We start from the raw sequence: 25949 nt of genomic DNA, 5'->3' as shown, positions 1-25949 counted from the left end.
CAGGCCATAACATCAGGTTTCAGGACCGACCAGCCCTCGTCCGTTCAAACTTCCGATACAAATCAAAATTCGATCATGGTGCTTGCACCATTGAACACGGATCCCTGCCGGGGCGATTTGGCGTTTGGCCAATCGCAGGGGCGGGGATTTTGTGTTTTCGGGTCGGTGTTCAGCCGTTTTCCAAGGTTTGGGTCAGGGTTTCCTTGACCTGCAGGAATTTGGTGCGGCTATCAATTTTCAGACCAAACACGTCCTTGACGTAGAAAACATCGACTGCGCGTTCGCCAAAGGTCGAAATACGCGCCGATGCGATTTGCAGCGAAAGATCACGTAATGTGCGTGTGACGTCGTAAAGCAGACCCTGCCGGTCGCGCGCGGTAATTTCAATGACCGTGTGGGTGCGGCTGGCCTTGTTGTCGATGATGACGTTTGGCTCGACTTTGAACACGGCGGTACGGTGCTTGTTATCCTTGATCTGGCGACGTTCGATTTCCTGACTCGGTCGCAGACGGCCTGAAATCACCTGTTCAAGCGTTTTGCGTAATTTATCAAGCTTGGATTTGTCGTTGAAGGCCTCGCCATTGGTATCCTGGATAAAGAAGGTATCAAGTGCCATGCCGTCGGCAAGGGTCAGGATTTTGGCATCGACGACATTGGCGCCACACAGCGCCATCGATCCGGCAATCTGGGAAAACAGCCCGGGATGATCGGTGGTGTGGACAATGATTTCGGTGGCATCGATATCGGTTTCGATTCGCATATCGATCGTGATGTCCGCACCGCTTGCCTTGGCATCACGGGTCAGATGGGCATGACGGACATGGGTTTCGGTGTCAAAACTGAGCCAATAGGACGGATAACCGCGATCAATGAAGTCCTCGACATCCTGTTCTGGCCAGTTGGAACCGGATGCGGCAAGGGCGTCGCGCAATTTCTGCTGGGCACGAGCGACGCGCGAATCGCGACTGTCGGCATTCAGGCCGCCCGAAAGCAAATCATCGGTGGCATAGAACAGTTCGCGCAGAAGGGTCGCTTTCCAGCCGTTCCAGACATTCGGGCCAACAGCGCGAATATCGGCGACCGTCAGACACAGCAGCAAACGCAGTCTTTCCTGTGACTGGACCAGATCGGCAAAGGCGCGAATCGTCGTCGGGTCATTCAGGTCACGTTTGAATGCCGTCAGGCTCATCCACAAATGGGCTTTGACCAGCCAAGCGACGGTTTCGGTATCGGCAGGCGACAGGCCGAGACGCGGACAAAGCTTTTCGGCGACTTCGGCGCCGAGTTCCGAATGATCACCGCCTCGGCCCTTGGCGATATCATGAAGCAATACCGCGACATAAAGCACGCGGCGCGAAATCACCTTTTCCATGATACGGGTGGCGACCGGGGCTTCTTCTGCCAGTTCGCCGCGTTCGATCTGGTTCAATATGCCGATCGCACGGATGGTGTGCTCGTCCACGGTATAGGTGTGGTACATGTCATATTGCATCTGGGCAACGACACGGCCGAAATCCGGGATGAAACGGCCAAGCAGCCCGGCTTCGTTCATTTTGCGAAGCGGAATATCGGGGGTATCGCGGTGTGTCAGGATTTCAAGAAAGACCTCGTTCGCGGCCGGATCCTTTTGCAGTTTGTGATCGACCAGTTTCAGGCTTTGCGTTACCCAGCGCAGCGTTTCGGGATGAATGCCGACCCCGTTCTGATGGGCGACAAGGAATAGGCGTAATATCTGTATCGGGTCACTTTGCAGGGTTTCGAGGCTGTCGACGGTCAGGCGATCATTGCGCAACTGGAAACCGTCGATTTCCTTGCTACCGAAAAAACGTGCCGGGAAGCGGATTAGCGGTTTGCGTTGATGGCGTTCTTCAAGTGCGGCACAGAAGATGCGGGTCAGGTTGCCGACATGTTTCACCATCAGATAATAGTGTTTCATGAAGCGTTCGACACCTGATGCGCCTGCATGGTCGGTATAGCCAAGCTTATCGGCAATATCGCGCTGCATATCAAATGTCAGGCGGTCTTCTTCGCGTCCGGTCAGGTAATGCAGCCAGCAGCGCACCGACCACAGGAAGTTTTGTGCTTTCAGAAAGCCTTGTGCTTCCTTGCGGGTCAGGACTTTGAGGTCGACCAGTTCAAGCGGGTTGCTGACACGGTAAAGATATTTGCCGATCCAGAACAGGGTATGAAGATCGCGAAGGCCGCCTTTGCCGTCCTTGACGTTGGGTTCAACCACATAGCGGGAATCACCCATGCGAATGTGGCGTTCATCGCGTTCGTTCAGCTTGCCTTCGATGAATTCAAGCCCCGTGCCCTTGACCAGTTCTTCCATGAAACGGGTGCGGAAGGCTTTATAGACTTCTTCATCCGCCCATACGAACCGGCTTTCAAGCAGGTTGGTGCGAATTGTGATGTCCTGTTTGCCCATGCGCAGGCAGTCATCAATCGAACGGGTGGCATGACCGACCTTCAGCCCTAGATCCCAGAGCATATAAAGGATGTATTCGACAACCTGTTCGCCATGCGCAGTTTGTTTGTAGGGGAACAGAAACAGGATATCGACATCAGATTGCGGCGCCATATCGCCGCGACCGTAACCGCCGACCGCGACAACCGCCATGCGTTGCTCATTGGTTGGATTATGCAGCGGATAGACGAATTTCAGGGCGAAATCATGGATCAGACGGACAATCTGATCGATCAGGAAACTGTTGGAAAAGACCGCGTCCTGCCCGGAATTGGTTTCTTCGAAACGGGCACGGATGACCTTGCGGCCATCTTCCAGAACGGCTTTGAGGTGTTTAAGGATTTCCGCACGCTGTTTGAAGGATGTCAGATCCGAATTGGCAGCGATGGTTTCAAGCTCGGCAAAGATTTTGCGGCGGTCGATGATTTCGCGCTGTTTCTTGATTCTATACGTCACTTGAAGTGGTTTCCTCGGTCGGGTCTGGCATGAACGGGTTGGTTGCCCTATTGGGTCCATCCCAATGCATATGGCATGCCGTGTTTCCGATGCCAGTGTTAGGCTGATCGCCGGAGTTTAACATCAAAAAGCAAACAGGCACCTGCCTGATATAAGGGCAAAGTGCCTGTTTTTAATGCGTTGGCCGATATTTTTCGCGACAGATGCGAAATCAACCGCGTATGGCGCGCAAGCGATATAGCGCATCAAGTGCTTCGCGCGGGGTCATGTTATCGGGATCGATTTCAGCCACAGCATCCAGAAGGGCCTTTTGTTCCGGCGACAATGCAGGGGATTTGGCTTTTTCTTCCTGTTTGACCTGCTCGATTGCGGCAGCAAAAAGCGGCAGGTCATCGGCCAGTTTGGAAACCGCACCGCCCTGTTCGCCCTTCTCCAGGGTTTTCAGTACCTGTTCTGCGCGTTTGATCACTGGTTTAGGCAGGCCTGCGAGCTGGGCAACATGAATGCCATAAGACCGATCCGCACTTCCTGCACCGACTTCGTGCAGGAAGACGACTTCGCCCTGCCATTCTTTGATCAGCATGGTGTGGCAGGACAGATGGGCAAGCTTGGCGGCAAGGGCTGTGAGTTCATGATAGTGGGTTGCGAAAAGGCCACGGCATTTATTGACTTCATGCAGGTTTTCAACAACCGCCCAGGCAATCGAAAGACCATCAAATGTTGCCGTGCCGCGCCCGATTTCATCAAGGATAACCAGCGAACGATCGGATGCCTGATTAAGGATGGCGGCGGTTTCGACCATTTCGACCATGAAGGTCGACCGGCCACGCGCCAGATCATCCGCCGCCCCGACACGCGAAAACAGCCGGTCAATCACACCGATATGCGCTGTTTCCGCCGGGACAAAGGCACCGATCTGGGCCAGAACCGCAATCAGGGCATTCTGGCGCAGGAAGGTCGATTTACCGGCCATGTTCGGACCAGTAATCAGCCAAAGGCTTTGTTCGCCTTCAAGGCGGCAGTCATTGGCGACAAAGGGGCTGTCGCCATTTTCGCGCAGGGCGGCTTCCACCACTGGATGGCGACCGCCACGGATATCAAAGGCAAGGCTATCATCAATGGTCGGGCGGATACATCCCTGATCACGCGCCAGTTCGGCCAACGCGGCCGACACATCAAGCCCGGCAAGCGCCTGTGCACAGCGCGCGATGGCGTCGGCATGTTCAAGGACGCCCGTGACCAGTGAGTCAAACAGTTCGAGTTCAAGTGCAAGCGCCTGATCCCCGGCCTTGGAAACCTTGCTTTCGAGCTCGGACAGCTCGACCGTGGTGAAACGAACCGCATTGGCCATGGTCTGGCGATGAATAAATTCATCGATTTCCATCATCCGGTCAGCCTGTTTGGCCGGTACTTCGATGAAGTAGCCAAGGACGTTGTTGTGTTTGACCTTAAGGCTGGTGATGGCCGTTTGTTCGGTATATCGGGCCTGCAGATTGGCGATCAGCTTTTTGCTTTCGCTTGAAAGCATGCGCAATTCATCAAGCGGCGGGTGATAGCCACTTGTGATAAAACCGCCATCACGCGCCAGCAACGGCAGATTTTCGCTAAGCGACCGGCGCAGAAGATCAACCAGATCGCCATGATGGCCCATATCGGTCAAATGATCGACAAGGGCGGCAGGTTGCGCGGTCAGGCCGTCATTGCCGCCATCGGGTTTGTGCAAAAGGTTGCCAATCGAAAAGGCACAGGACAGACCATCGCGCATGGCAGCCAGATCGCGTGGGCCGCCACGACCGACGGACAGACGTGACAATGCACGTTCGATATCCGGACATTCGCCAAGGGCAGCGCGCAGATCGGACCGTAGGGCATCGCGATCATGGAAATAGGAGACCAGATCAAGGCGTTTATTGATCGTGCCCGCATCGGTCAGCGGTGCGGACAGACGGGCGGCTAGCAAGCGTGCACCTGCGCCAGTGCGGGTACGGTCGATGACCGATAAAAGTGATCCCTTGCGTTCACCTGATTGGGTCTGGGTCAATTCCAGTGACCGGCGGGTGGCGGCATCGATTTCCATTGCAGCACCCGCAGCCATGCGTTGCGGTGGGGCAAGGCGCGGCATCTGACCCTTCTGGGTCAGATCGACATAATCGATTAGCGCCCCGGCCGCCGAAAGTTCGGCAATTTCGAATCCGCCAAAAGCGTCCAGGGCCGCAACTTCATATAGTTTTTTAAGGCGCAGCTGGGCATTTTCGGCATCAAAGCGTGATGCGGGTTGCGGTGTGATGACGTTTTTGTATTCGGCGTAGATATCGAACATTTCCGAACGATTCAGAAGTTTGTCCGATATCAGAAGCTCACCAGCGTCAAGACGGGCAAGGGCGGCAGGAAGCCCGCCCATATCACAGGGCTGAACATAAAAATCGCCGGTCGACATATCAAGCCAGGCTAGACCGACCTTGCCGCGAACTTCGGACACCGCAGCCAGATAGTTATGGCGCCGGGCATCCAGAAGGCTGTCTTCGGTCAGGGTGCCGGGCGTGATCAGTCGGACAACGCCGCGTTTGACGACAGATTTGGCGCCGCGTTTCTTGGCCTCGGCCGGGTCTTCCATCTGTTCGCAGACAGCGACACGGAAACCCTTGCGAATCAGACGCTGAAGATATGTTTCGTGGCTATGGACGGGAACACCGGCCATGGGAATTTCGTTACCCTGATGTTTGCCACGTTTTGTCAGCGCGATATCGAGTGCCTCGGCCGCCTTGACGGCATCGTCGAAGAACAGCTCGTAAAAGTCGCCCATGCGGTAAAACAGCAGGCAGTCCTGATACTGTTCCTTGATTTCAAGGAACTGCATCATCATCGGGGTCGCACCTTCGGTATCGAACGAAAGGGGGACGGTCTGAGTATCGGAAGGATCGGCAATATTGTTCATAGCGAGTGTGATAGCAAACCCTGAAGGCATTGACGAGGGGATGAAACGGCCCGGGAGCAGTTTTTGACCTATGCCATTGCAATGCCTGATTTTCTGTAAAATATGTTAAGATACGCAGGCAGCAAAGTAGCGCGATCATCGCCGATTTGCCGCCCTTTGACCAGTGACCAAGGAGATAAGAAGATGGCAGCAGACCAAGCGACCCGTCAGGCACCGGAACTGGTTGGATTATTCGATACAAAAGACGGCTTTGATGCCGCGGTTCGGGAATTGCGCGATAGCGGATTTTCGCGCACGGACCTGTCAGTTTTAAGTTCCCATGAATCAATTGATGTTGCCGGGTCGGATGGCCGGTCCTGGTCCGATGTGCTGACCGCGCTGGTCGGTGAAGCAAAATACGAGGTGCCCTTGGTGGCATCGGGGGCGATTGCACTGTTTGGCGGGGCGGCAACCGCGCCGGTGGCGCTTGCGGTTGGTGCGGGCGTTGGCGCCGTGGCGCTTCGCGAATTTATCGAGGAAGTTACATCAACCCCGCATACCGAAGATTTCGCCCGCGCGATCAATGCCGGGTCGGTGATCCTGTGGGTGCGGATTGATCCCGACAAGGACGATGCAGAAGCCAAGGCGACCGCGATTCTGAAAAAGCACGGCGCGGAAAACATTCATCTGCATCAGGGATAATCCCTTGATTTTGAGTGCGTATTTGCATTTTTCGGCATGACGGACATGGTTTGCTAAAACGTAAAAGGCGATCAGAAATGATCGCCTTTCTTATTTCCGGTTGGCATATGATGCGCTGCAACATACGGAAAACGCTACGTAATTTTGCGGTTGCCGTTAACGTCGCCTTTGACCCGGGGCCAGAAGCCTGATTTATTGAGCGGTCCGGCATGACGGCTCCACACCTGATTGTCGGGTTAAAGTTTACAGGTTCTCGCCGCTTTCCAATCCACCACGCAAGCGTCAGTGAAAATATATGTCAGATTCAGAAATCAAGGTTCGTGACCGTGAAGCGCTGCTGTTTCATTCAAGTGGCCGCCCCGGAAAAATCGAAATCACTCCGTCGAAGCCGCTGACCACACAGCGCGATCTTTCACTTGCATATTCACCAGGTGTGGCGGTGCCATGCCTCGAAATCGCCAAGAATCCGGCAACGGCCTATGACTATACGTCCAAGGGCAATATCGTCGCCGTGATCTCGAATGGTACGGCCGTTCTGGGGCTTGGCAATCTGGGTGCGCTGGCATCCAAGCCGGTAATGGAAGGCAAAGCGGTCCTGTTCAAGCGTTTTGCCGATGTTGACGGGCTGGACCTTGAAGTGTCGACCGAGGATGTTGACGAGTTCGTCAATTGCGTGCGCTTCCTTGGAGCGTCGTTCGGCGGGATCAACCTTGAAGACATCAAGGCCCCGGAATGCTTCATCATCGAGCAACGCTTGCGCGAACTGATGGATATTCCGGTATTCCATGACGACCAGCACGGTACGGCGATTATTGCCGCATCCGGCCTGATCAATGCCTGCGACCTGACGGGGCGCGAACTTAAAGACATCAAGCTTGTGATCAACGGTGCGGGTGCGGCGGCGATTGCATGTTGCGAACTGGTCAAAAGCATGGGAGTGACACCCGATAATGTCATCATGTGCGATTCGCGCGGGGTGATTTACAAGGGCCGTGAAGACGGCATGAACCAGTGGAAATCGGCGCACGCGGCCGAAACAGATGCCCGCACGCTGGAAGAAGCGATGGACGGGGCGGATGCGTTCTTTGGCCTGTCGGTCAAGGGCGCGGTGACGGCGGCCATGGTCAAAAGCATGGCCAAACAGCCTATCATCTTTGCCATGGCAAACCCGGACCCGGAAATCAGCCCGGAAGACGTCGCCGCGATCCGAAATGACGCGATCTGTGCCACCGGGCGTTCGGACTATGCCAACCAGATCAATAACGTGCTTGGTTTCCCTTATATCTTCCGCGGGGCGCTTGACGTTCAGGCATCCACGATCAACGAGGAAATGAAGATTGCCGCGGCCCATGCGGTGGCGTCACTGGCGCGAGAAGATGTGCCTGACGAGGTTGCTGCGGCTTATTCCGGCCGTCGCCTGCAATATGGTCCGGAATATATCATTCCGGCACCGTTTGATCCGCGCCTGATCATTGCGGTGCCTAAGGCCGTGGCACAGGCCGCGATGGACAGTGGTGTTGCACGCCGACCGATCATTGACATGGCGGAATATGAAAATCAGCTGCGCGGTCGCCTTGATCCGACGGCGGCCCATCTACAACTGATTTCCGATTATGTGCGGGCGCATCCGAAACGGATTGCCTTTGCCGAGGGTGAAGAGGAAACCGTTATTCGTGCGGCTGTGGCCTATCGCAATTCCGGTTATGGTACCCCGATCCTGATCGGGCGCGAGGACCGGATCGCGGAATCGGCCAAATCGCTCGGTATCGAAAGCCTTGAGGGTGTTGAAATCAGCAACGCGGCCCTTTCTCACAAGAACAAGGAATATGCCGAGTTCCTGTATGGTCGCCTGCAGCGTAAAGGCTTCCTGTGGCGCGATTGCCAACGCATGGTCAACCAGAAGCGTAACGTCTTTGCCGCCGTCATGGTGGCCAAGGGTGACGCCGATGGCCTGATTACCGGCTTGACGCGAAACTTCCATCGCAGCTTTACCGATATCAGTTCGGTGATCGATGCCAAGTCGGGCGAAATCCCGATGGGTCTTTCGATTGCAATTGCCAAAGGCCGGACGGTGTTTATTGCCGATACGCGCGTGCATAACATGCCCGATGCGGAGCAGCTTGCCGAGATTGCGATCCAGGCGGCCGAGAAAGCCCGTCAGCTTGGTCACGAGCCGCGTGTGGCAATGGTATCGCATTCGACGTTTGGCAACCCGTGGAGTGCAGATACCGACCGTATCCGCGAGGCGGTCGGTATCCTTGAGCGCAGTAATGTCGATTTTGAATTCGATGGTGATATTGCGGTTGATGTGGCTCTTGATACTGAACTGTTGAAGCTTTATCCGTTCTGCCGTCTTTCCGGCCCGGCCAACGTGCTTGTAATGCCGGCCCTTCATGCGGCGACAACGGCGTCAAAGCTTCTCGACAAGCTGGGCGGTGGTACGGTTGTTGGTCCGGTGATGATCGGGCTCGAAAAGCCGGCACAGATCACCCAGATGGGCAGTACGGTTAACGACCTTGTCAACCTGGCAGCACTGGCCGCACACGAGGCAGAACACGGCTAAGTTGCGCTAAACAATATTGTTAAAATGGCGGAATTGCTGATGCAATTTCCGCCATTTTACTTTAAGAGGCCGGAATATAACAAAAAACAACCGGTAATCGTGGGAACGTGACGTTGAATTTTTCATGCAAATGGCGTTTTGGGCTATGCACAGTTTTTTTGATTCTGTTCGGGTGCAATGCTTCCGAGCCTTCGTCAGAACTGATTACGTCCAGCTTGAACGAACTGCACGATGAAGCCCTGATAGGCATGCTATCGCATCTGGAAAATATCGAGATATCCGATACGGAGCGTACAGGCGACAATCGCAGCCGTGTATCTGTGCGATACGAACTGGTGTTTGACATTGATTTTGCCAATGCCATTCGCATTGTTGCCGATCCGGGGGCAGCTTCGGAAGCTGAGCGTAAGCGGTTTCGTGATTATCTTGGTATTCTTGGAACTGTTGAATTGACGGGCCTGACCAGCCTTTATGGTGAATTTGAAAAAGATCAGCGCTTTGACGTCGCCCGGGTCGTCGATTTTGTTAAGATCAAAGGCAAATGGATCGCGCAGCCCTGATGGCGTTTATCGTTTGGGCAATAGCGTGGATCGACCCGATTTCTGCCACATCGGACTGTAACAGGTTAGCGCCATAACCGTATTTCAGGCATAAGGAACTTGTCGATGCATCGCATCAGTCATTTTTTTGCATTTATTCTGTTTGTTCCGGCGCTTGTGGCCCTGGCTGCGTGCGACGATACAAAGACCGAAGGCCCAACAGCTAATGAGATCACCACGGCCGTGATCGAACGTTTCCGTGATGATCCTTATGCCAAAGTTGGTCATGTCGAAAATGTTACAAAGACCAACAGCATCAAAGAAGCCGACGATGAAACGACAGTTATGGTGCGTTACGAATTGGTGTTTGATCGCTCGGTCGCGGATTTTGCCGATGACGTCACGGAAAAGGGCAAGGCCGCCGGGGACCTTGATACGGTTGGTGACACTGTCAGTGAAGCAATTGATCTGGTGAAGACCAAGATGCTGGCCTTGAAGGAGGGCGAGTTCAAGGCGGGTGACAGGCGCATTGTCGAAAGCGAGATCCGGCTGGTCAAATCCGAGAAAGGCTGGATTTACCGGCCATAGAATCTGGAGATATCCATTTACGGAAATAAGAAAAGGAACCGCATGAAAACGGTCCCTTTTTTATCCACGATTGGTGCGATCAATCTTCAAGAAGTGCCAGAACACTTGGCGGTGGCGGGATATCGCCGGACGCGAAGCCGATCCCGTCGAATGTTTCAAGACCGTTCACGCGCATGATGGCGTGAAGCGAGTCGACATATTCTTCACCACGTTCGGAATATTTGGTTAGTGTATCGGCCAGATCCCAACCAAGCACGACTTCGCCGCCTTCACGCAATTTGGCACGTTCAGTACGGAGTTCGGCGTATGCCGGGTGTGAGTTGATGTTGCGTGCATAGGCACGAACACTGTCGATCAGGCTGTTAAACGATTTGATGACGTGGGTTTTGCCTTCGGCACGGTCTTCTGGAACGATGCCGTCTTCATCCCAGGCCCACTGGCCAAACAGGGCATTACCCTTGCGCACGAAGCGCGACGTGCCCCAGCCGCTTTCCTCAGCGGACTGAGCAAGCATCAGAGATGGCGGAATGATATCGATGCGTTCAAGCAGTGCGGTGACACCACCATCCGTCACGCGATAGCGTTTCATCATCTGGTCGACCCATTCCTTTTCAGCCGTACTGATTGGGTCGCCGGAATATTTCTTGCTCTGTATGGCCATCAGGCGATCACGTCGCGCCGTGATTTCCTCGTTCACACGCAATGCCAGCGGCAGCATGATTCGAATGAAAATCTGTTTGCGCTCGTCTGCGGATGCCAGATCGCGCATGCCTTTGGGAACGCGTTTGATATAGACGCGTGGAACTTCCTGCACACCCGACAGGCTATAGCCGATGCTTTGATAATACTGGTTAAGCGCGATCACTTCTGGATCGCGACGGTAGAGCGGTTTGACGTTCTTCTTTTCTGGTGCAACGGTAACTGCTGCGACCTCGTCAAAGCTCATACCTTTGGGCGACGGGGAGATATCCCATCCGCCAAAAATACCAAAATACAGTAAACCTACCGCTCCAAACACTGAAGCAAGCGCAATTTTACGGTAACTTCCTTCTTTTGCGCTATTCATGTTGTTTCTCCAGGATCAGTAAAACTGTCGGTTCATGCGAGCCGTTATCTATGCCTGCGTGTCACGCGGATCGCAACCTGCAATATCGAAAAGGTTAATTTTTCCTTAACCGCGTTTGCGTCCGCGCGCGCAATAACAACGCCCGGCACCGTGATTTGTGCGCGCCGGGCGGAAAAAATTTTGCGAATCGGGAAATCAGTCAGCCATGACCGGTTCTACGGCCTGAACTTCCGGCACGTAATAACGCAGCATGTTTTCGATGCCCATTTTAAGGGTCGCCGTGCTGCTCGGGCAGCCGGAGCATGCGCCGTGCATTTCAAGGAAGACAACGCCGTCTTCGAATTTGTGGAAGACGATATCGCCGCCATCCTGCGCGACGGCCGGCCGGACACGGGTATCAAGCAGTTCCTTGATCTGGCTGACCAGTTCATCATCTCCATCTGATGCGGTGCTGGCACCGGTGGCGGCACCGGAATTCTGATCAAGAACCGGCTGTCCGGAGGTGTAATGCTCCATGATACCGCCAAGGATTTGCGGTTTCAGTGTCTGCCAGTCTTTGGCATCATCCTTGGTGATGGTGATGAAGTCACCGCCCAGAAACACCCCTGTGATGCCTTCAACTTCAAACAGCTTGCGGGCAAGCGGTGATTTTACATCTGTATCGGTTGCCGTGAAGTTGGCGGTGCCTTGACGGCCCATAACATCTTCGCCGGGCAGGAATTTCAGTGTTGCCGGGTTCGGAGTCGGCTCGGTTTGAATGAACATGTCGGCTTGTCCTCTCACTCTGGGGGCCGGAGCAAATCTTGCCCGCGCGGCGTTCCCGATTTCATCTGGTTAGGCCCTAAATGGGGCAAAAACAGGAAAAGATCAAGTCTGAGCGCGCAACTCAGGTATTCGTGATCTGACACCCGGTGCGGGGAACCTGTCTTATCGCTGCAGGATAGAGCTGATTTCGCGCATCTGGGTACGGGCGCGCAGCAGATAAAAACCAAGCCCGGCCAAGTGGTTTGGGAAAATTATGCCATCGGCCGAACCGTTGACCACAACCAGCGGATCAAGAGCCGCTGCTGCCTGCAACGAGCCGATCATTTCCGCCCAGGCTGGTGCTACCTGACGTTCGTTGATGACCTGTTCGAAATCGGTGCCGAGGTCACGCAGGATCAGGCTATAGGCATAAAGACGGCCCTTGGTGGCATAAAAGACATCATCAGCAGTGCGATCAAACAGGGATGGGTCTTCGACCTTGTCATCAATCAGTGCGGATGCTGATCCAAGATCATTGGCGAAACGGTTCAGCGTTTCCTGCAGATTGTCAGCACGGCGTTCAAAAACGGCCTGACCGTCTGCCAGGCGCTGATTGTAACGGTTAAGCGCTGCAATAGCCTGCCGGTATTGCTGTTCGGAGGTTACACCGGGCAAAAGCGACACGCTGGGATCAAAGACCCATTTGTCACCCCTGAATTTCAGAAGGCCTGCTGCATCATCCAGATCCGGGTCAACCTGGCTTGAGCCACGCGTACGACCAATCTGATCGGACAACTCGATTGCAAAGCGTGACAGGGCATAGACGATACCCGTCTGGAAGTTCGGCATATTGTCCAGTGCGGCACTCGGCAGGAAGAAGGGATCGTTCGCCGTCCAACGGTTCTGATTGATTTCGCGATCTATCAGTGCGGATGCGGTGCTTACCGAATGGCTGCCGCCCTGATAATTACCAGTGAAATCGGGATTGTCGTCGATCTTGTGCACCAGTGCCATGCCGACCGGATAATAGATGACAGCGACCAACACAATAACGGTAAGGCTGCCCACCCAAAACTTTCGGGAGCTGAAAACACGCCTGATGCGTGCTCCGAAACCGGAAATACCGTTCTTTTTGTATAGATAATCGTCTTCAATCATGATCCGTCCCGGTCAATGGCTTGCAGCATGAAACTAGGGTGTCATTGCCACAACGGCAAGTCCATGATTTTACATATCGATCCGAATATAGCTTTCAGTCGTGCACATGGACAAAACGGTTTCGAGATCTTTTTCGCTAAGCGCAACGCAGCCTTCGGTACCGGTATAATCCGGGCGGGCAATATGCATGAAAATCGCCGACCCTTTTCCCGGGACGGTAGGATCATCGTTGTGACCAAGTACGACGATGAGGTTGTAAAGCCCGTCGTCGCGAAACAGTTTCTCATGGCTGGCATCAAACGGAAGCCGCACGGGGCGATTATAGTCCGGATGGGTAGGATGGTCGCACCAGCCATCAGAAAAGGAAATAGTGGTGACTGGAAGGTCTGTATGGGGGCTTGCACGGCGATCAGACCGATACATAACATAACGCAGTCGCCAGGTTCCAGCCGGCGTTTTACCGTCACCTTCGGTCTTGGCATCGGCAGAGACCACACCGTTTTTGCCAATTGCACAGCGAAATTCCCGGTCCTCAAAGCGCAGCAATCCATCTGTCGAGACAATCATTTCGACCGGATCGGACGGCGTACTGGTTTGCAGGTTGCTTTGCATTGGTCTGAAACTCTGAATTCCTGTTGTCTAAAGTGCTGTCGCCAAAGCGTTTTGCAGAAAATTTCTTTAAGATGTTGAGAAACAACAAAGGTGAATTTGTGGCAATGCCGTATCGGCTACAATGATTGCACGCAAAGTTGATACGGGAATGCAGACTGTCAGGTTTCGCAGGTAACCAAAAATACCTTTGGAAAGGGGCGGAAGGCTTAATGCCTGCGTCAGGTGTGCCTCGCCTGCACGGAACAAATCCTTTGTCCAATAGTCCCGAGCGAATTGAGATTATGTATGTTTTTTGGCGTCATGTTAAAATGACAACGCCCCGCACCGGAATCCGGGCGGGGCGTTAGAAAGCCATCGCACATAAATCGGCTTATTTGCCGAGACGGGCTACACCTTCTTCGATCAGTTTGGCGGCCTTCTCAGCGCCTTCCCAACCGGTGACTTTTACCCATTTGCCTTTTTCGAGGTCTTTGTAACGCTCGAAGAAATGCTGGATCTGATCGCGCAGAATCTGCGGAAGATCTTCGTGGGATTTGATATCGGTATAGTACGGATCGATCTTGTCGTGCGGCACGCAGATCAGTTTCTCATCCTGCCCGGCCTCGTCTTCCATCATCAGAACACCGACCGGACGGGCGCGAATGACCGAGCCAGCAACAACCGGTTCACGGAACATGACCATGGCATCGACCGGATCACCATCCAGTCCAAGGGTGTTCGGGATGAAACCGTAATTTACCGGATAATACATCGAGGTATGGAGGAAGCGGTCAACGAAGACAGCACCGGAGTCTTTGTGGACTTCGTACTTGATCGGTCCGCCCTGCGGGATTTCGATGACGACGTTAACGTCCCAGGGAACATCTTTGCCAACGGCAATCTTGCTGAGATCCATGTGGGAAAATCCCTTTCGCTTTTTGATAAGGCTGTGCCCCGTTGCCGGGGCTGTCACAACGCACAAACACTCGAAATCTATCGAGGATGCAAAAATCAGGTGGTCCTTTTATCTTGAAATTGGCGTTGTTCCAAGCCCCGCAGATAACTGGACTATTTTATGCTGAAGCGGCGATTGGAATAAGTTCACTCTGTCTCGGTTGGAAGCGGCTCGGGTCTGCTTCTAGCTCGTTAAAATACATACCGTTGTTTGATTTGTTGGCGTGACGTTGCCCTATGGAGCGTCCGTGATACAGATGCAGAACGGGTGAGCAGTATTCGACGCTTTTGCGTTTCACGCCAGATCGAATCATGCGCAGCACGAAATCGGAATCTTCGAGACCGTGTCCCTCATAGGCTTCGTCAAAACCGCCGATTGCCAGAATGTCATTTCGAAAGGCGGCAATATTGCACCCTTGTGCCTTTTTCCAGCATTTCTGATGCGCCCAAAGGCTTTTCTTGTTTTGCGGGAGAGGGGCAAACTGGAAGGGGCGATTGCATTGTCCCATCAGACCCAGCATGAACAAAAGGATGCGAGGCCATTTGTGAAATGAAAAGCGCTTTTTCATAACGAATTCAGTGAAGCGACGTTTAAGAAAAACGCGCTTGCCGGTCACGAAGCAGCCTGGTTCGGCAACTTTTCGGTGGTTTGAGACAAAATCAGGAAGAAGACAACAGTCACCATCGGTGAAAACAACAATATCGCCCTCTGCGAGTTTGATTGCACCATTGCGGACACGTGACAGGCGATAGCCCATATCTTCTTGCCAGAAATGTTTGATCGGCACGGGTGATTTTTTCTGCATGCGGATAATGGTATTTGCCGTCTCCGGGCCGGACCCGTCATCTGCGACGATCACCTCGAAGTTCCTGTCTTTCTGGTCGATTAACGACTGCAAGACCATCTCAAGCGCTTCGGGCCAATTATAGGTCGAAACGATCACAGAAACCTTATGCACGTAATTTCCCCCCAATTACAGAACGCATTCAACCAGTATCCCCTCTGGTCCATAATGCATGGAGCCGACTTCCGCTCCGTCTCGTCAATTACAAAAAAGTTCTAGATATTAAAATCGGATATCACATGAACAGGTTACCAATTTGTGTTCATTCAGACTTTCGAGCGTTAGAACAATAATAGGCCCAAGCATGAGCAATCGTTTCACGTGGGTCTGTATATTTCGGTTTCCAGTTTAATAGTGAATTCGCTTTCGCCGGATTGGCAATCAGTTTTACGGGGTCGCCCGGGCGGCGTGCCGCGTCAGATATCGGGAACTCGATACCCGTAACTTCTCTGCAAAGCATCAATATTTCACGTACAGAACAGCCTTTGCCCGTCCCAATATTGACGCAATCAAAAAATGGTTTTGTTTCGCCTGTTATATGCTCAAGTGCCTTGACGTGGGCCGCTGCCAGGTCATCAACGTGAACGTAGTCACGAATGCAGGTTCCATCCGGCGTGTCATAGTCATTGCCGAATATTTTTAAACCGTCTCTTCGCCCGGCCGCCGCCAATAGAGCAAGCGGAATGAGGTGAGTTTCCGGATCATGTCTTTCACCGGTTCGCCTTGAAGGGTCCGCACCCGCGGCATTAAAATAACGCAGAGCAATGGAACGAAAACCATATAACGCGCAATAGTCCGCGATCATTGTTTCAACCATCGCCTTTGAGCGGCCGTAGGGATTTTCAGGCTGAGCCGGTAAAGTCTCGTCAAGCATGTCGAGATTGGTGTTACCGTATATGGCGGCAGTTGATGAGAAAACGATCTGCCGACACTCATGATGACGCATTGCTTCAAGCAGATTAAATGAGCCGGTCGTATTCACCTCGTAAAAGCTGGCTGGTTCCTGCATTGAAAGACCTGCCTCAATCAGGGCGGCCATATGAATGACGGCAGCTGGTTGGAATTTTTTAAAGGTATCGTCAAGAGCGGTGCGATTACGAATATCTGCATGAACAAATGGGATATCACCAGAAATCGCGTCACGGTGACCGTTCGACAAATTGTCAAGAACCACCGGCAGATAGCCACTTTCTCGCAATTTCAGGCATATATGAGATCCGATATATCCGGCGCCGCCTGTTACCAGTATTTTTTCCATAGCTTCCGTTCTGTTCAATATCCAGCCAATGATTTGGTCGTATTAGAAATACAGATTAGGTGAATTCTGTCTGGCAGATCATTTTTTAAGCATTTTGCCTTTCAGCGACGCCGTATGTGGATTGATCAGTTCGCGGATCCAGTTGGCGGTGGCGATGACGGCCGGGTCTTTTTCACGGGCCGGGCGTATCAGCAGGCGATACCACCAGTGCGATACGAAATCGGGGAAATTAAGCAAGACCAGTTCCCCGCGTTCCACAAAGTTGCGGGCGATCACATCGGTGCTGGCAACAATGCCTTGTCCAGCACGGGCTGCTTCGAGTGCCCAGATATGATGGCTGAAGGTCCAGCAATCATCGAGTGAAAAGGTGGCGCGATCAAACCAGTTGGCAATCTGCGAAAATTGTTCGCTGTCGCTGTCGATCAGCAGGATATCGCGCGATCCAAGTGAACCGACATCGATATTGCAGGGATCAAGTCCGCGTTTTTTCAGCCATTCAGGCGCAGCAAAGGCATTGTAAATTTCGGGAGTCAGAAGTTCGGTGATCCAGCCATCAAGCCCCGGCAAATCTTTTGGTGCGATCTGAAGGGCGATGTCGATTTCAAGTGGATCAAGATCATCATCAAATTCGATCTTGCGAAACTGAACGGGAATATCGGCAGGCATACGGGCCTGCAGGTCACCAAGCTCGTTTAACAGAACGGTCAAGGCAGGGGTTGCCAATGCGCCTATACGGATCGCCTTGCCCTTGTCGGGCCCGACTTCGCCGGTGATATCGGCAATGCCATCAAGGGCTTCTGTCAGGCGCGGGAGCAGACGGGTTGCCGATTTGGTCAGACTGAGCCCGCGTCCCTTGCGAACAAACAGGACAACGCCAAGACATTCTTCAAGCTGACGCAATTGATGGCTGATCGCACTTTGGGTGACATGCAATTCTTCCGCCGCTGCCTTCACACTTTGATGGCGGGCGGTGGCTTCAAAAGCGACAAGCGCGCGTAAGGGGGGCAGTTTGCGGCGCATCGAACATTTCCGTGGGACAGGGTTTTTAGAGTTTATTCCTGTGTAACAGGCCTGAATGTGGTTTGGGGCAAAAAATTCTCATCAATGGCTGAAAACTCCTCATTCGCATTTTTCAATTTTTGCGGGCACACTGCCGAATGAAAAGGGTTTCCGGCTGATCGATAGATAGTCTCCTTGCGCCACCCCGCAGCAGTCTCCCCGCTGTCGGAAACCCAATTTAATTCCAGAGATCAGGATCAGGTGATGACCGGGACGCTTTTGCGCCTCAGCGGCAATTTTCGCGGCGTTTTGTGGATGACGGCGGCGATGGCATCGGGCGTTTTTGTCGATGTCTGTGCCAAGCTGGTATCCCATGATGTGCCGACGGCACAAATTCTCGCGATGCGTGCAGTGACGACGGTGGCTGTGTTCGTGATCATCCTGATGTTTATTGGCACCAGGTCGATCCGGACCAAGCGACCTTATGCGCATCTGGCGCGCGGCGTTCTTTGGTACGGATCGTTGTTTTTTGTGTTCTTTGCCCTTCGCCAGATGAGTATTGCCGAGGTAAATGCCTATCTGTTCATTGAGGCCTTGCTGACCGTGATGCTTGCCGTTGTGATTCTTGGCGAGCAGTTGACGGCACGTAAAGTAATCGCAACCCTTCTTGGACTTGTTGGCGTTTGGGTGATGTGCGTTCCCAAAATGGACGGATTTGGCGTTCCATTGGGGGTTGCCGCAGCCCTGGTCGGGGCGTTCTGTTTTTCCGCGCAAACGCTTTATGCCAAGGTTCTGACCCGGACCGAGACGAATTTCTCCATGCTGTTCTGGCCCCAGATTATCGCCATCGTGATCTGGGTGCCGGTTGCCGTCATCATGTGGCAACCGGCGGCCTTTTCTGACTGGCTTTATTCTGCGGGTGCAGGTTTCTTTGCCATGCTGACCAACTACATGGTTCTGCGGGCTGTTCGGGTTGCGGATGCCAGTGTCATTTCGCCTGCAGCCTATACGGCCTTGCCGTTTTCTGTAGCAATGGATCTGATCTTCTTTGACATGTTTCCGGTGCCGGTGATTTTTGTCGGGGCGGCGATTGTCGTGCTGGCGGTTGCCTTGCTGGATTACAGAGGCGGGGCAAAACCGGTTTCGGTTGCGCCCGCCGAAGATGATGAAAGTGATGGAAATCGCAAGGCCGCAACGGCGAAAGTTTAGCCTTTCTTCGGAAAACCTGTTTATCCGTTATGAACTGTCGTCGTGTTGCTTGCGGGAATCATCGGGTGTTTCGGCCCGTTCATGCATTCCATAATCACGCATGACATGGGCGACCCGCAGACGATAATCGTCGAAAATCCGGTTACGGCCTTTGTGCTGTGCAATGCGGTGTTCACTGACATTGCGCCATGCCATGACGGCTTCTTCATCGCGCCAGAACGAAAGAGACAGAACCTTGCCCGGCTCGTTAAGGCTTTCGAACCGTTCGATGGAAATGAAGCCGTCGATTGTTTCAAGTACCGGCCGGAGGTCCTTTGCGATCGAGAAATATTCGTTACGATGTTGCGGGTTAGGCAGGACTTCGAAAATGACGGCAATCATGGCTTGACCAGCTCCGCATGCGGGGTAGAGGCGATTTTGAAAAACTGGCGTTCTTCGCGCAGGATGAATTTTTCACGTTGGGCGAACTGATAGTTTTCACGCCCCAGTGGGTCTTGTGACAGGCGGGCGCGATAGGCTTCATATGCTGCCAGATCCGGCAAATGATAAACTGCGTAAGCAGTCGATATTGTTCCTTCATGAGGCGCGAAATAGCCGACCAGATCAGCACCGCATCGTGGAATTGCTTCGCCCCAGTTACGCGCATATTCCACAAAAGCATTCTTCTTATAAGGGTCGATTTCATAGCGGATGAAACACGTGATCATTGGCTTTATATCCTTATTGGGAGACGATTTTACGATTTAGGAAAGGGTGACTGTCGCCAGAATGTGCGCGGCAGATTGATGATTGCGACGCCGACAAGCGTGCAGAGGATTCCAGCAAGAACCGGGGAACTTATGGTTTCGCCAAGCAACAGGCTGCCAAGCACGACGCCGATCCCGGCACGCAGGTAGCTTTGACTGGCAACACCCATTGAGCCAAGCGTGCGTAACAGCCTGAAATAGATCAGCAAAGCGATTGCTGTGCAAAAAACCGACAGGGCAAGCGTTGCAAGAATGGCGGACGTTGACGGTGTCAAGTTCCAGGGTCGATCCAGCACCAGACTGGCCGGGATCAGAAAGGTGCTGGCCCAGATCATGGTTGCGGCGGCGGTAACGGTTGCGGGCAGGGTGTTGAAGCGCTTGCCATAGATTGCTGCTCCGGCATAGAGGATCGCTCCGGCCAGAACGGCAAGCTGCCCGCCAACATGCTGCCCCAGGCCGATAATCACACCGGGGCCGACAATCAGAACCACACCAGCAACGCCAAGGCACGCACCGACAAGACGAAACTGGTCAACCCGTTCATGCCGTGTCAGAAGGGCCGTGAACAGGAACACAAAAACCGGTGACGTCGAATTCAGCACACTGGCAAGGCCGCTTTCGACATGTTGCTGTCCCCAAGCAAGAATTGTCCATGCGCCGAGGCTGTTGAAAACCGACTGGATCAGCAATGTGCCGATAACCTTGCCATCGCGCGGAAAACGTTCGCTACGGCAGCACATGACGACTAGAAGAAACAGCGATGCGATGCCAACCCTGATCGCAATCAGCGTAACCGGTGGGATGTCGGTTAGGGCGATTCTGATAAACAGATAAGACGATCCCCAAAGCAGGGCGAGCAAAGTCAGCAAACCGATTTCAAGGGGTAGCGATATTTTGGACGATGTCATTCGGATCTCCGGGGCGGGGGCAATTCTGAACAAATAACCGATTGCTGGCGACCAATGCTTCGATTAATATCGAACTATGAAAGAAGGACCAGATATTGCCCGCGTGGCTGCATTGCTTGGCGATCCGGCACGCGCGAACATGTTGACCGCCCTGATGAGTGGCCGAGCCCTGACCGCGGCCGAACTTGCACAGGAGGCCGGTGTGACGCCGCAAACGGCGAGTTCACATCTTGCAAAGCTTGAGGCTGGTCAGATCGTTATCCCGCGAAAGCAGGGGCGGCATCGTTATTTTACGCTTTCGGGCCCCGATATTGTTGAGGCATTGGAAGTCCTGATGGGGATTGCCAGCCGGGTCGGACATAATCGGGTCCGAACCGGGCCGAAGGACCCGGCATTGCGCAAGGCACGTGTTTGCTATGATCATTTGGCCGGAGAAATGGGGGTTGCCCTGTTTTCGGGGCTTGAGGCCCGCAAACTGATTTCGACAGATCATAATGGCGTGGCTTTGACAGATGCCGGTGCAGATTTCGCCGAGGCGTTCGGGATTAATCTGAATGAACTGCGCACCAGCCGCAGGCCGCTTTGCCGGGAATGCCTGGATTGGAGCGCCCGACAATCTCATTTGGCAGGGTCGTTTGGTGCTGCGTTACTGGACCGGTTTTATGATCTGGGCTGGGCACACCGAAGTAAGGAGTCGCGTGTGGTGATTTTCAGCCCCGAAGGCGAACGCAACTTCAAGGCGCTGTGCGATAGTTAATAGTTGTCAGACTTGATCCATCAATAGGCTGTCGACCAGTGCCGGAACCAATTCAGTCGCCAGGCCATATGAACTGTGATCAAACAAGGACGCCCCGGAACCAGGTTCCAGGTTGATCTCGACCGTTTCTGCACCAGCTTCTTCACTGGCGATTTGGACGAACCCGGCAGCCGGATAAACGTTCCCTGATGTGCCGATGGAAATGAATAGGCCACATTTGGAAAGAGCAGCATAAATGCGTTCCATTTCAAGCGGCATTTCCCCGAACCAGACAACGTGTGGGCGTAGGCCCCCGGTTTTGGTGCAGGAGGTACAGGGAGTGTCTCGTCCCAGTGGTGCAGACCAGACCGTCAGAAGCCCGCAATGATTGCAGCGGATTTTCAGCAATTCGCCATGCATATGGATAAGGTTTTTTGATCCGGCGCGGTCATGGAGATCGTCGATATTCTGGGTTACCAGCAGAACGTCGCTTGGCCATCTGGTTTCGAGCCGGGCAAGGGCAAGATGCGCCTTGTTTGGCTGTATCGCAGGGTCAAGCAGCCCTGCGCGTCTGTCATTGTAAAAGTGATGTACGAGATCGGGATTGTTGATGAATGCCTCAGGCGTTGCGACTTCGGAAATGTCATATTTTGCCCAGATACCATCTGGGTCGCGGAAGGTATGCAGGCCGCTTTCCTTCGAAATACCGGCCCCGGTCAAGATAACAATCGTTGCGGCTTCATCGCGCAGAATATTGATAATGTCAGGACGAAGCGGCATGGCGTGTTCCGATGTCATTGTTGCAACCAAGCCAGATTAGACCTGAAATGGACAAAATAAAACGGCCCGCCGTGAAAATGGCAGGGCCGTTTAAATATTTGATCTTTCAAAACCGGTTTGCGGATTCCCGACCAGAAATCAGCCAGCGCTATCAGGCAGAGGTGTCAACATTGCTGCCAGGTTCGTCGTTTTTTGCGGCTGCCTGACCGGCGGGGTTTTTGGTGACCCCGACCATTGCCGGGCGCAAAAGGCGACCTTTGAGCACGTAACCGGCCTGCATTACCTGGGCGACATGGCCGTCTGGATAAGCAGGATTTGGCATTTCAAACACGGCTTGATGATGATTGGGGTCAAGTTTTTCCCCAAGCGGTTCAAGCTTTTCAACGCCGTTCTTTTCCAGTGCCTTAAGAAGCGTCTGTTCGGTCATTTCAACGCCTTCAACCAGCTTTTTCATCGTCGGGTCGGCATTGGACGTGTCGCCAGCAGCCTCAAGGGCGCGGCGGAGGTTGTCACCTACATCAAGCAGTTCGCGGGCAAATTTGGTAATCGCATAGTTCCCGGCGTCCTCGACGTCTTTCTTCGCGCGACGGCGCGTGTTTTCCACCTCGGCGACGGCGCGCAATAGGCGGTCTTTCAACTCAGCAACTTCTGCTTCAAGTGCTGCAACCGGATCTGTGGTGGCTTCGCCACCTTCGGCTTCGGTTGCTTCTGAGACGACATCCTCTGCGGCAGTTTCTTCTGCCGACGCGGCATCATGCAGATCGTCCTGGTTGTTCTTTGCGGTTTCCGACATGGCTAACCTGTACCTTCAATTTGTGTGGCCTGACACGCAGCGCCAACGTTTATCCAATCAGTCGCCCGACCAGCTTGGCGGTGTAATCGACCAGCGGAATGATCCGGGCATAATTGATCCGGGTCGGCCCGACAACCCCGATTGCGCCCACAATGCTGCCTTCGGCATTCTGATAGGGCGAAATCACCATCGAAAGCCCCGATCCGCCGAACAATTTGTTCTCGGACCCGATGAAAATCTGCACACCTTGGGCAATCGTGGTGACATCAAGCAATTCAATCATCTGATCGCGTGCTTCGAGCACGTTGAACAGCCTTCTTACGGTTTCGAGCTGTTCGATCGTGTCGATATTTTCAAGCAATTGCGACTGGCCCTTTACGATCAGGGACGAACCCTTGACCCCGCCGGCCCATGTCGCAAGTCCGGCATCAATCAGTCCAGCCGACAATTCGTCGAGTTCCTGTTTGATGCGGTCGCGTTCCAAACTCATCAATTGCCGGGCGTCATCAAGTGTCTTTCCGGCCAACCGGGTATTTAGATAGTTCGATGCTTCTGTCAATGCCGAGGTCGGCAAATCGGGCGGAACATCAAGGATACGGTTTTCAACATTACCGGTCTGCGAAACCAGAACCGCAAGGACCTTGCCCGGCGAAAGCGCAACAAATTCAATCTGTTTTAAACGGATTCCATCGGTTTTCGGTGCAACCACAAGCCCTGCACAGCGTGACAGCCCTGAAAGCATACTTGTGGCCTCGCCCAGCATCTGATCAAGGGAATATCCGGCCTGCTCGCAATTTTTGGTCAATTGATCGCGCTCGGCATTTGGCAGATCACCGACTTCCATCAGGGCATTGACGAAAAGACGCAGGCCTTTCTCGCTTGGCAATCGACCGGCCGAAACATGGGGAGCAACCAGAAGCCCCATTTCCTCAAGATCGGACATGACATTGCGGATGGTCGCCGCCGAGAGGTTTTCTGACATGCGGCGTGCGATGGATCGAGATCCGATCGGTTCGCCGGTTTCGACATAAGCATCTACGATCTGGCGAAAGACTTCGCGGGATCGTGCGTTCATGTCGCCCAGCAATGTGTCGTCAAACAGCGCCATGTCAAACCTGTCAAAACCAAATGTGTAGCGTGGAATTTAGTAAGGTGTCGGGCAGGCGTCAATGAAGCTGGCAGATTGGTGATAGCTGGTGGACGGGAAAACGATGGTATCAATCAGCAAGTTAGTCCTGCCAAATCTTTGAATTCGTCGCGAATCGAGTGCCATTTATGGTTTTTGCGCGTGGATCTGAGGCATGGTGTTGCTGGGATTTTGCCGTTATTTTCGGGGAAATTGCTGGACCTTTGATACGATGCTCAGTAGCTTTGGCCGCAATTTCAGCCATCGTTGATCAGCCATGCAGGTTGATCCGACTCAGAACAAAGAGGTTCAGACCCCATGCGTCCATCCGGCCGTAATTTCGATCAGCTTCGCGACGTTTCCATTGAGACAGGTGTTTCCAAATATGCAGAGGGCTCCTGCCTGATTAAATTTGGCGATACCCATGTGATTTGTACCGCGACGGTCGAGGACAAGGTGCCAGGCTGGATGCGTAATTCCGGCAAGGGTTGGATCACTGCAGAATATGGCATGCTGCCGCGTGCAACCGACAGCCGAATGCAGCGCGAAGCTGCACGCGGTGGTCAGTCGGGCCGGACTCAGGAAATTCAGCGCCTGATCGGGCGTTCGATCCGTGCGGTCGCTGACCTTAAGGGCATGGGTGAAATGCAGATGCGCCTTGATTGCGATGTTATCCAGGCTGATGGCGGAACACGCACCGCATCAATCACGGGTGCCTATGTTGCCGCCCATCTAGCGTTTCAGGGCGTACGCCGTCTTGGCCTGATCAAGGAAATCCCGTTGACTCAGCCGGTTGCCGCAATTTCGTGCGGTATTTATCAGGATGAAGCGGTTCTTGATCTTGATTATGCCGAAGACAGCAATGCGGGTGCGGATGCGAACTTTGTTCTGGCGGGCAGTGGCGGCATTGTTGAGGTTCAGGCGACCGCGGAAGATGTGCCGTTTGATCGTTCTGCTTATGACAAGATGTTTGAACTGGCGGAAAAAGGCTGCAAGGAACTGTTTGCCAAACAGCGAGCAGCGATTGGCATCTAAGAATTTATTCGGGCGAGCCGGGATATGGCTCGCCCGATATTGTTTTTGCGGTTTTCACCCGTCTTCGTCTTAACGACCCGAATATCTCTAGGCAGCATCATGGCCCGTCGCTTTACGGAAAAAAAACTCGTTATCGCCAGCCACAACAAAGGCAAGATCAAGGAGATTGCCGAACTGCTTGATCCGTTCGGGATCGAAGTGGTTTCAGCAGGCGATTTGAATCTTCCCGAACCCAAAGAAAGCGAAAACAGTTTTATTGGCAATGCACAGCTGAAGTCATTGGCGGCAACAAAGGCCGCCAATCTGCCAGCCCTGTCTGATGATAGCGGCATGGCGGTTTCCGCCCTTGATGGGGCGCCGGGCATTTATTCAGCGCGCTGGGCCGGGCCGGACAAGGATTTTGATATGGCGATGGAAAAGGTCCAGAACGGGATCGGGAACCATCCTGACCGCCGGGCGGCCTTTATCTGCGCCTTGTCTCTGGCTTGGCCAGACGGTCATGTGGAGAATTTTGAAGGTCGTGTTGAAGGTGAAATCGTTTGGCCCAAACGTGGCCGTCACGGTTTCGGCTATGATCCGATTTTCCAGCCAAAAGGTTATGAGCAGACCTTTGGGGAAATGGACCCGGCACAGAAACATGCAATGAGCCATCGCGCGGATGCGTTTCGCCAGCTGGTCAAGGCTTGCTTCGTGTAAGGATTTTAGGCGGCTAACTGTCTGCATCGAACCTATGCACGCATCGCTGATGTAACTATCGGTGGTGCGTGTTACT

At 53.5% G+C, this 25949-nt stretch carries 24 protein-coding genes; 8 read left to right on the top strand and 16 right to left on the bottom strand.

What is annotated here, in order from left to right:
• Positions 1-169: 169 nt before the first annotated feature.
• Together P8T57_RS08675 and mutS are read right to left on the bottom strand one after the other, a co-directional pair.
• Positions 170-2923, bottom strand: coding sequence for a [protein-PII] uridylyltransferase (locus P8T57_RS08675; RefSeq protein WP_341365187.1), 2754 nt, complete (start codon positions 2921-2923; stop codon positions 170-172).
• A 211-nt stretch (positions 2924-3134) separates the two neighbouring features.
• Complete coding sequence (mutS, locus tag P8T57_RS08670; RefSeq protein ID WP_341365186.1) at positions 3135-5858, bottom strand: DNA mismatch repair protein MutS; 2724 nt, start codon at positions 5856-5858, stop codon at positions 3135-3137.
• A gap of 183 nt (positions 5859-6041) precedes the next feature.
• On the opposite strand from mutS, the gene P8T57_RS08665 reads away from it, so the two are divergent.
• The 4 genes from P8T57_RS08665 (at position 6042) to P8T57_RS08650 (ending at position 10229) form a co-directional block, all read left to right on the top strand.
• Positions 6042-6539: a hypothetical protein gene (locus P8T57_RS08665; RefSeq protein WP_007088542.1), complete on the top strand. Its 498-nt coding sequence runs from the start codon at positions 6042-6044 to the stop codon at positions 6537-6539.
• Positions 6540-6834: 295 nt separating this feature from the next.
• Positions 6835-9102, top strand: a complete 2268-nt coding sequence (locus tag P8T57_RS08660) for an NADP-dependent malic enzyme (protein ID WP_037988975.1) — start codon at positions 6835-6837, stop codon at positions 9100-9102.
• A 113-nt stretch (positions 9103-9215) separates the two neighbouring features.
• On the top strand, positions 9216-9662 hold the full coding sequence (locus P8T57_RS08655) for a hypothetical protein (RefSeq protein WP_147262131.1): 447 nt from the start codon (positions 9216-9218) through the stop codon (positions 9660-9662).
• A gap of 105 nt (positions 9663-9767) precedes the next feature.
• The gene (locus P8T57_RS08650) at positions 9768-10229 is read left to right on the top strand and encodes a hypothetical protein (protein ID WP_037988971.1); all 462 of its coding nucleotides are present in this window, start codon (positions 9768-9770) and stop codon (positions 10227-10229) included.
• A gap of 79 nt (positions 10230-10308) precedes the next feature.
• Here P8T57_RS08650 and P8T57_RS08645 read toward each other — a convergent pair whose 3' ends face one another.
• The 8 genes from P8T57_RS08645 to P8T57_RS08610 all read right to left on the bottom strand — a co-directional run bounded on the left by P8T57_RS08645 (position 10309) and on the right by P8T57_RS08610 (position 17865).
• Positions 10309-11295 carry a glucosaminidase domain-containing protein gene (locus tag P8T57_RS08645; protein ID WP_341365185.1) on the bottom strand — a complete coding sequence of 329 codons (987 nt, stop codon included), beginning with the start codon at positions 11293-11295 and terminating at the stop codon, positions 10309-10311.
• Positions 11296-11490: 195 nt separating this feature from the next.
• A complete protein-coding gene (locus tag P8T57_RS08640; RefSeq protein WP_007088547.1) occupies positions 11491-12060 on the bottom strand; it encodes a NifU N-terminal domain-containing protein in 570 nt (189 codons plus the stop codon).
• 162 nt (positions 12061-12222) lie between these two features.
• Positions 12223-13197, bottom strand: a complete 975-nt coding sequence (locus P8T57_RS08635) for a DUF2333 family protein (protein WP_037988967.1) — start codon at positions 13195-13197, stop codon at positions 12223-12225.
• A 69-nt stretch (positions 13198-13266) separates the two neighbouring features.
• Positions 13267-13809: a L,D-transpeptidase family protein gene (locus tag P8T57_RS08630; RefSeq protein ID WP_341365184.1), complete on the bottom strand. Its 543-nt coding sequence runs from the start codon at positions 13807-13809 to the stop codon at positions 13267-13269.
• 370 nt (positions 13810-14179) lie between these two features.
• The gene (ppa, locus tag P8T57_RS08625) at positions 14180-14704 is read right to left on the bottom strand and encodes an inorganic diphosphatase (RefSeq protein ID WP_341365183.1); all 525 of its coding nucleotides are present in this window, start codon (positions 14702-14704) and stop codon (positions 14180-14182) included.
• A gap of 157 nt (positions 14705-14861) precedes the next feature.
• Positions 14862-15701 (bottom strand): glycosyltransferase family 2 protein, encoded by an 840-nt coding sequence (locus tag P8T57_RS08620; RefSeq protein WP_341365182.1) that lies wholly within the window; start codon positions 15699-15701, stop codon positions 14862-14864.
• Between the two features lie 148 nt (positions 15702-15849).
• Positions 15850-16845 carry a UDP-glucose 4-epimerase GalE gene (gene galE / locus P8T57_RS08615; RefSeq protein WP_114094250.1) on the bottom strand — a complete coding sequence of 332 codons (996 nt, stop codon included), beginning with the start codon at positions 16843-16845 and terminating at the stop codon, positions 15850-15852.
• Between the two features lie 78 nt (positions 16846-16923).
• Entirely contained in the window at positions 16924-17865 is a 942-nt protein-coding gene (locus P8T57_RS08610) for a LysR family transcriptional regulator (RefSeq protein ID WP_007088553.1), read from the bottom strand.
• A gap of 243 nt (positions 17866-18108) precedes the next feature.
• Here P8T57_RS08610 and P8T57_RS08605 point away from each other — a divergent pair, with 243 nt between their 5' ends.
• A complete protein-coding gene (locus tag P8T57_RS08605; RefSeq protein ID WP_341365181.1) occupies positions 18109-19053 on the top strand; it encodes a DMT family transporter in 945 nt (314 codons plus the stop codon).
• A gap of 27 nt (positions 19054-19080) precedes the next feature.
• On the opposite strand, the gene P8T57_RS08600 is transcribed toward P8T57_RS08605, so the two are convergent.
• From P8T57_RS08600 to P8T57_RS08590, 3 genes are read right to left on the bottom strand one after another with little or no spacing between them, the layout of a single operon-like run.
• Positions 19081-19434 (bottom strand): antibiotic biosynthesis monooxygenase, encoded by a 354-nt coding sequence (locus tag P8T57_RS08600; RefSeq protein WP_037988957.1) that lies wholly within the window; start codon positions 19432-19434, stop codon positions 19081-19083.
• The gene (locus P8T57_RS08595; RefSeq protein WP_007088556.1) at positions 19431-19760 is read right to left on the bottom strand and encodes an NIPSNAP family protein; all 330 of its coding nucleotides are present in this window, start codon (positions 19758-19760) and stop codon (positions 19431-19433) included. The genes P8T57_RS08600 and P8T57_RS08595 overlap by 4 nt, the downstream gene beginning before the upstream one ends.
• A gap of 29 nt (positions 19761-19789) precedes the next feature.
• Positions 19790-20707: an EamA family transporter gene (locus tag P8T57_RS08590; protein ID WP_341365180.1), complete on the bottom strand. Its 918-nt coding sequence runs from the start codon at positions 20705-20707 to the stop codon at positions 19790-19792.
• Positions 20708-20810: 103 nt separating this feature from the next.
• Between P8T57_RS08590 and P8T57_RS08585 the strand changes: the two genes are divergently transcribed.
• Positions 20811-21464: a winged helix-turn-helix domain-containing protein gene (locus P8T57_RS08585; RefSeq protein ID WP_338057849.1), complete on the top strand. Its 654-nt coding sequence runs from the start codon at positions 20811-20813 to the stop codon at positions 21462-21464.
• A 6-nt stretch (positions 21465-21470) separates the two neighbouring features.
• Here the strand turns inward: P8T57_RS08585 and P8T57_RS08580 are convergent, their stop codons facing one another.
• The 3 genes from P8T57_RS08580 to hrcA all read right to left on the bottom strand — a co-directional run bounded on the left by P8T57_RS08580 (position 21471) and on the right by hrcA (position 24124).
• A complete protein-coding gene (locus P8T57_RS08580) occupies positions 21471-22223 on the bottom strand; it encodes an NAD-dependent deacylase (protein WP_341365179.1) in 753 nt (250 codons plus the stop codon).
• A 151-nt stretch (positions 22224-22374) separates the two neighbouring features.
• Positions 22375-23016: a nucleotide exchange factor GrpE gene (grpE, locus tag P8T57_RS08575; protein WP_341365178.1), complete on the bottom strand. Its 642-nt coding sequence runs from the start codon at positions 23014-23016 to the stop codon at positions 22375-22377.
• A gap of 49 nt (positions 23017-23065) precedes the next feature.
• Positions 23066-24124, bottom strand: a complete 1059-nt coding sequence (gene hrcA, locus P8T57_RS08570; RefSeq protein WP_007088561.1) for a heat-inducible transcriptional repressor HrcA — start codon at positions 24122-24124, stop codon at positions 23066-23068.
• 336 nt (positions 24125-24460) lie between these two features.
• Here hrcA and rph point away from each other — a divergent pair, with 336 nt between their 5' ends.
• The gene (gene rph / locus P8T57_RS08565; protein WP_341365177.1) at positions 24461-25177 is read left to right on the top strand and encodes a ribonuclease PH; all 717 of its coding nucleotides are present in this window, start codon (positions 24461-24463) and stop codon (positions 25175-25177) included.
• A 99-nt stretch (positions 25178-25276) separates the two neighbouring features.
• The gene (gene rdgB, locus P8T57_RS08560; RefSeq protein ID WP_341365176.1) at positions 25277-25873 is read left to right on the top strand and encodes an RdgB/HAM1 family non-canonical purine NTP pyrophosphatase; all 597 of its coding nucleotides are present in this window, start codon (positions 25277-25279) and stop codon (positions 25871-25873) included.
• The last annotated feature ends 76 nt before the right edge of the window (positions 25874-25949 follow it).

It is taken from the genome of Thalassospira sp. SN3W, assembly GCF_038070535.1.
Lineage (GTDB): Bacteria > Pseudomonadota > Alphaproteobacteria > Rhodospirillales > Thalassospiraceae > Thalassospira > Thalassospira xiamenensis.
This window is presented reverse-complemented; position numbering and strand designations above follow the sequence as displayed.

Coding starts and splice junctions, on each gene's coding strand:
- P8T57_RS08640 (WP_007088547.1), bottom strand. CDS start 12,060: ATGTTCATTCAAACCGAGCCGACTCCGAACCCGGCAACACTGAAATTC.
- P8T57_RS08610 (WP_007088553.1), bottom strand. CDS start 17,865: ATGCGCCGCAAACTGCCCCCCTTACGCGCGCTTGTCGCTTTTGAAGCC.
- P8T57_RS08665 (WP_007088542.1), top strand. CDS start 6,042: ATGGCAGCAGACCAAGCGACCCGTCAGGCACCGGAACTGGTTGGATTA.
- P8T57_RS08595 (WP_007088556.1), bottom strand. CDS start 19,760: ATGATCACGTGTTTCATCCGCTATGAAATCGACCCTTATAAGAAGAAT.
- P8T57_RS08580 (WP_341365179.1), bottom strand. CDS start 22,223: ATGCCGCTTCGTCCTGACATTATCAATATTCTGCGCGATGAAGCCGCA.
- rph (WP_341365177.1), top strand. CDS start 24,461: ATGCGTCCATCCGGCCGTAATTTCGATCAGCTTCGCGACGTTTCCATT.
- P8T57_RS08645 (WP_341365185.1), bottom strand. CDS start 11,295: ATGAATAGCGCAAAAGAAGGAAGTTACCGTAAAATTGCGCTTGCTTCA.
- P8T57_RS08600 (WP_037988957.1), bottom strand. CDS start 19,434: ATGATTGCCGTCATTTTCGAAGTCCTGCCTAACCCGCAACATCGTAAC.
- P8T57_RS08650 (WP_037988971.1), top strand. CDS start 9,768: ATGCATCGCATCAGTCATTTTTTTGCATTTATTCTGTTTGTTCCGGCG.
- mutS (WP_341365186.1), bottom strand. CDS start 5,858: ATGAACAATATTGCCGATCCTTCCGATACTCAGACCGTCCCCCTTTCG.
- P8T57_RS08635 (WP_037988967.1), bottom strand. CDS start 13,197: ATGATTGAAGACGATTATCTATACAAAAAGAACGGTATTTCCGGTTTC.
- P8T57_RS08630 (WP_341365184.1), bottom strand. CDS start 13,809: ATGCAAAGCAACCTGCAAACCAGTACGCCGTCCGATCCGGTCGAAATG.
- P8T57_RS08660 (WP_037988975.1), top strand. CDS start 6,835: ATGTCAGATTCAGAAATCAAGGTTCGTGACCGTGAAGCGCTGCTGTTT.
- galE (WP_114094250.1), bottom strand. CDS start 16,845: ATGGAAAAAATACTGGTAACAGGCGGCGCCGGATATATCGGATCTCAT.
- rdgB (WP_341365176.1), top strand. CDS start 25,277: ATGGCCCGTCGCTTTACGGAAAAAAAACTCGTTATCGCCAGCCACAAC.
- ppa (WP_341365183.1), bottom strand. CDS start 14,704: ATGGATCTCAGCAAGATTGCCGTTGGCAAAGATGTTCCCTGGGACGTT.
- P8T57_RS08605 (WP_341365181.1), top strand. CDS start 18,109: ATGACCGGGACGCTTTTGCGCCTCAGCGGCAATTTTCGCGGCGTTTTG.
- hrcA (WP_007088561.1), bottom strand. CDS start 24,124: ATGGCGCTGTTTGACGACACATTGCTGGGCGACATGAACGCACGATCC.
- grpE (WP_341365178.1), bottom strand. CDS start 23,016: ATGTCGGAAACCGCAAAGAACAACCAGGACGATCTGCATGATGCCGCG.
- P8T57_RS08590 (WP_341365180.1), bottom strand. CDS start 20,707: ATGACATCGTCCAAAATATCGCTACCCCTTGAAATCGGTTTGCTGACT.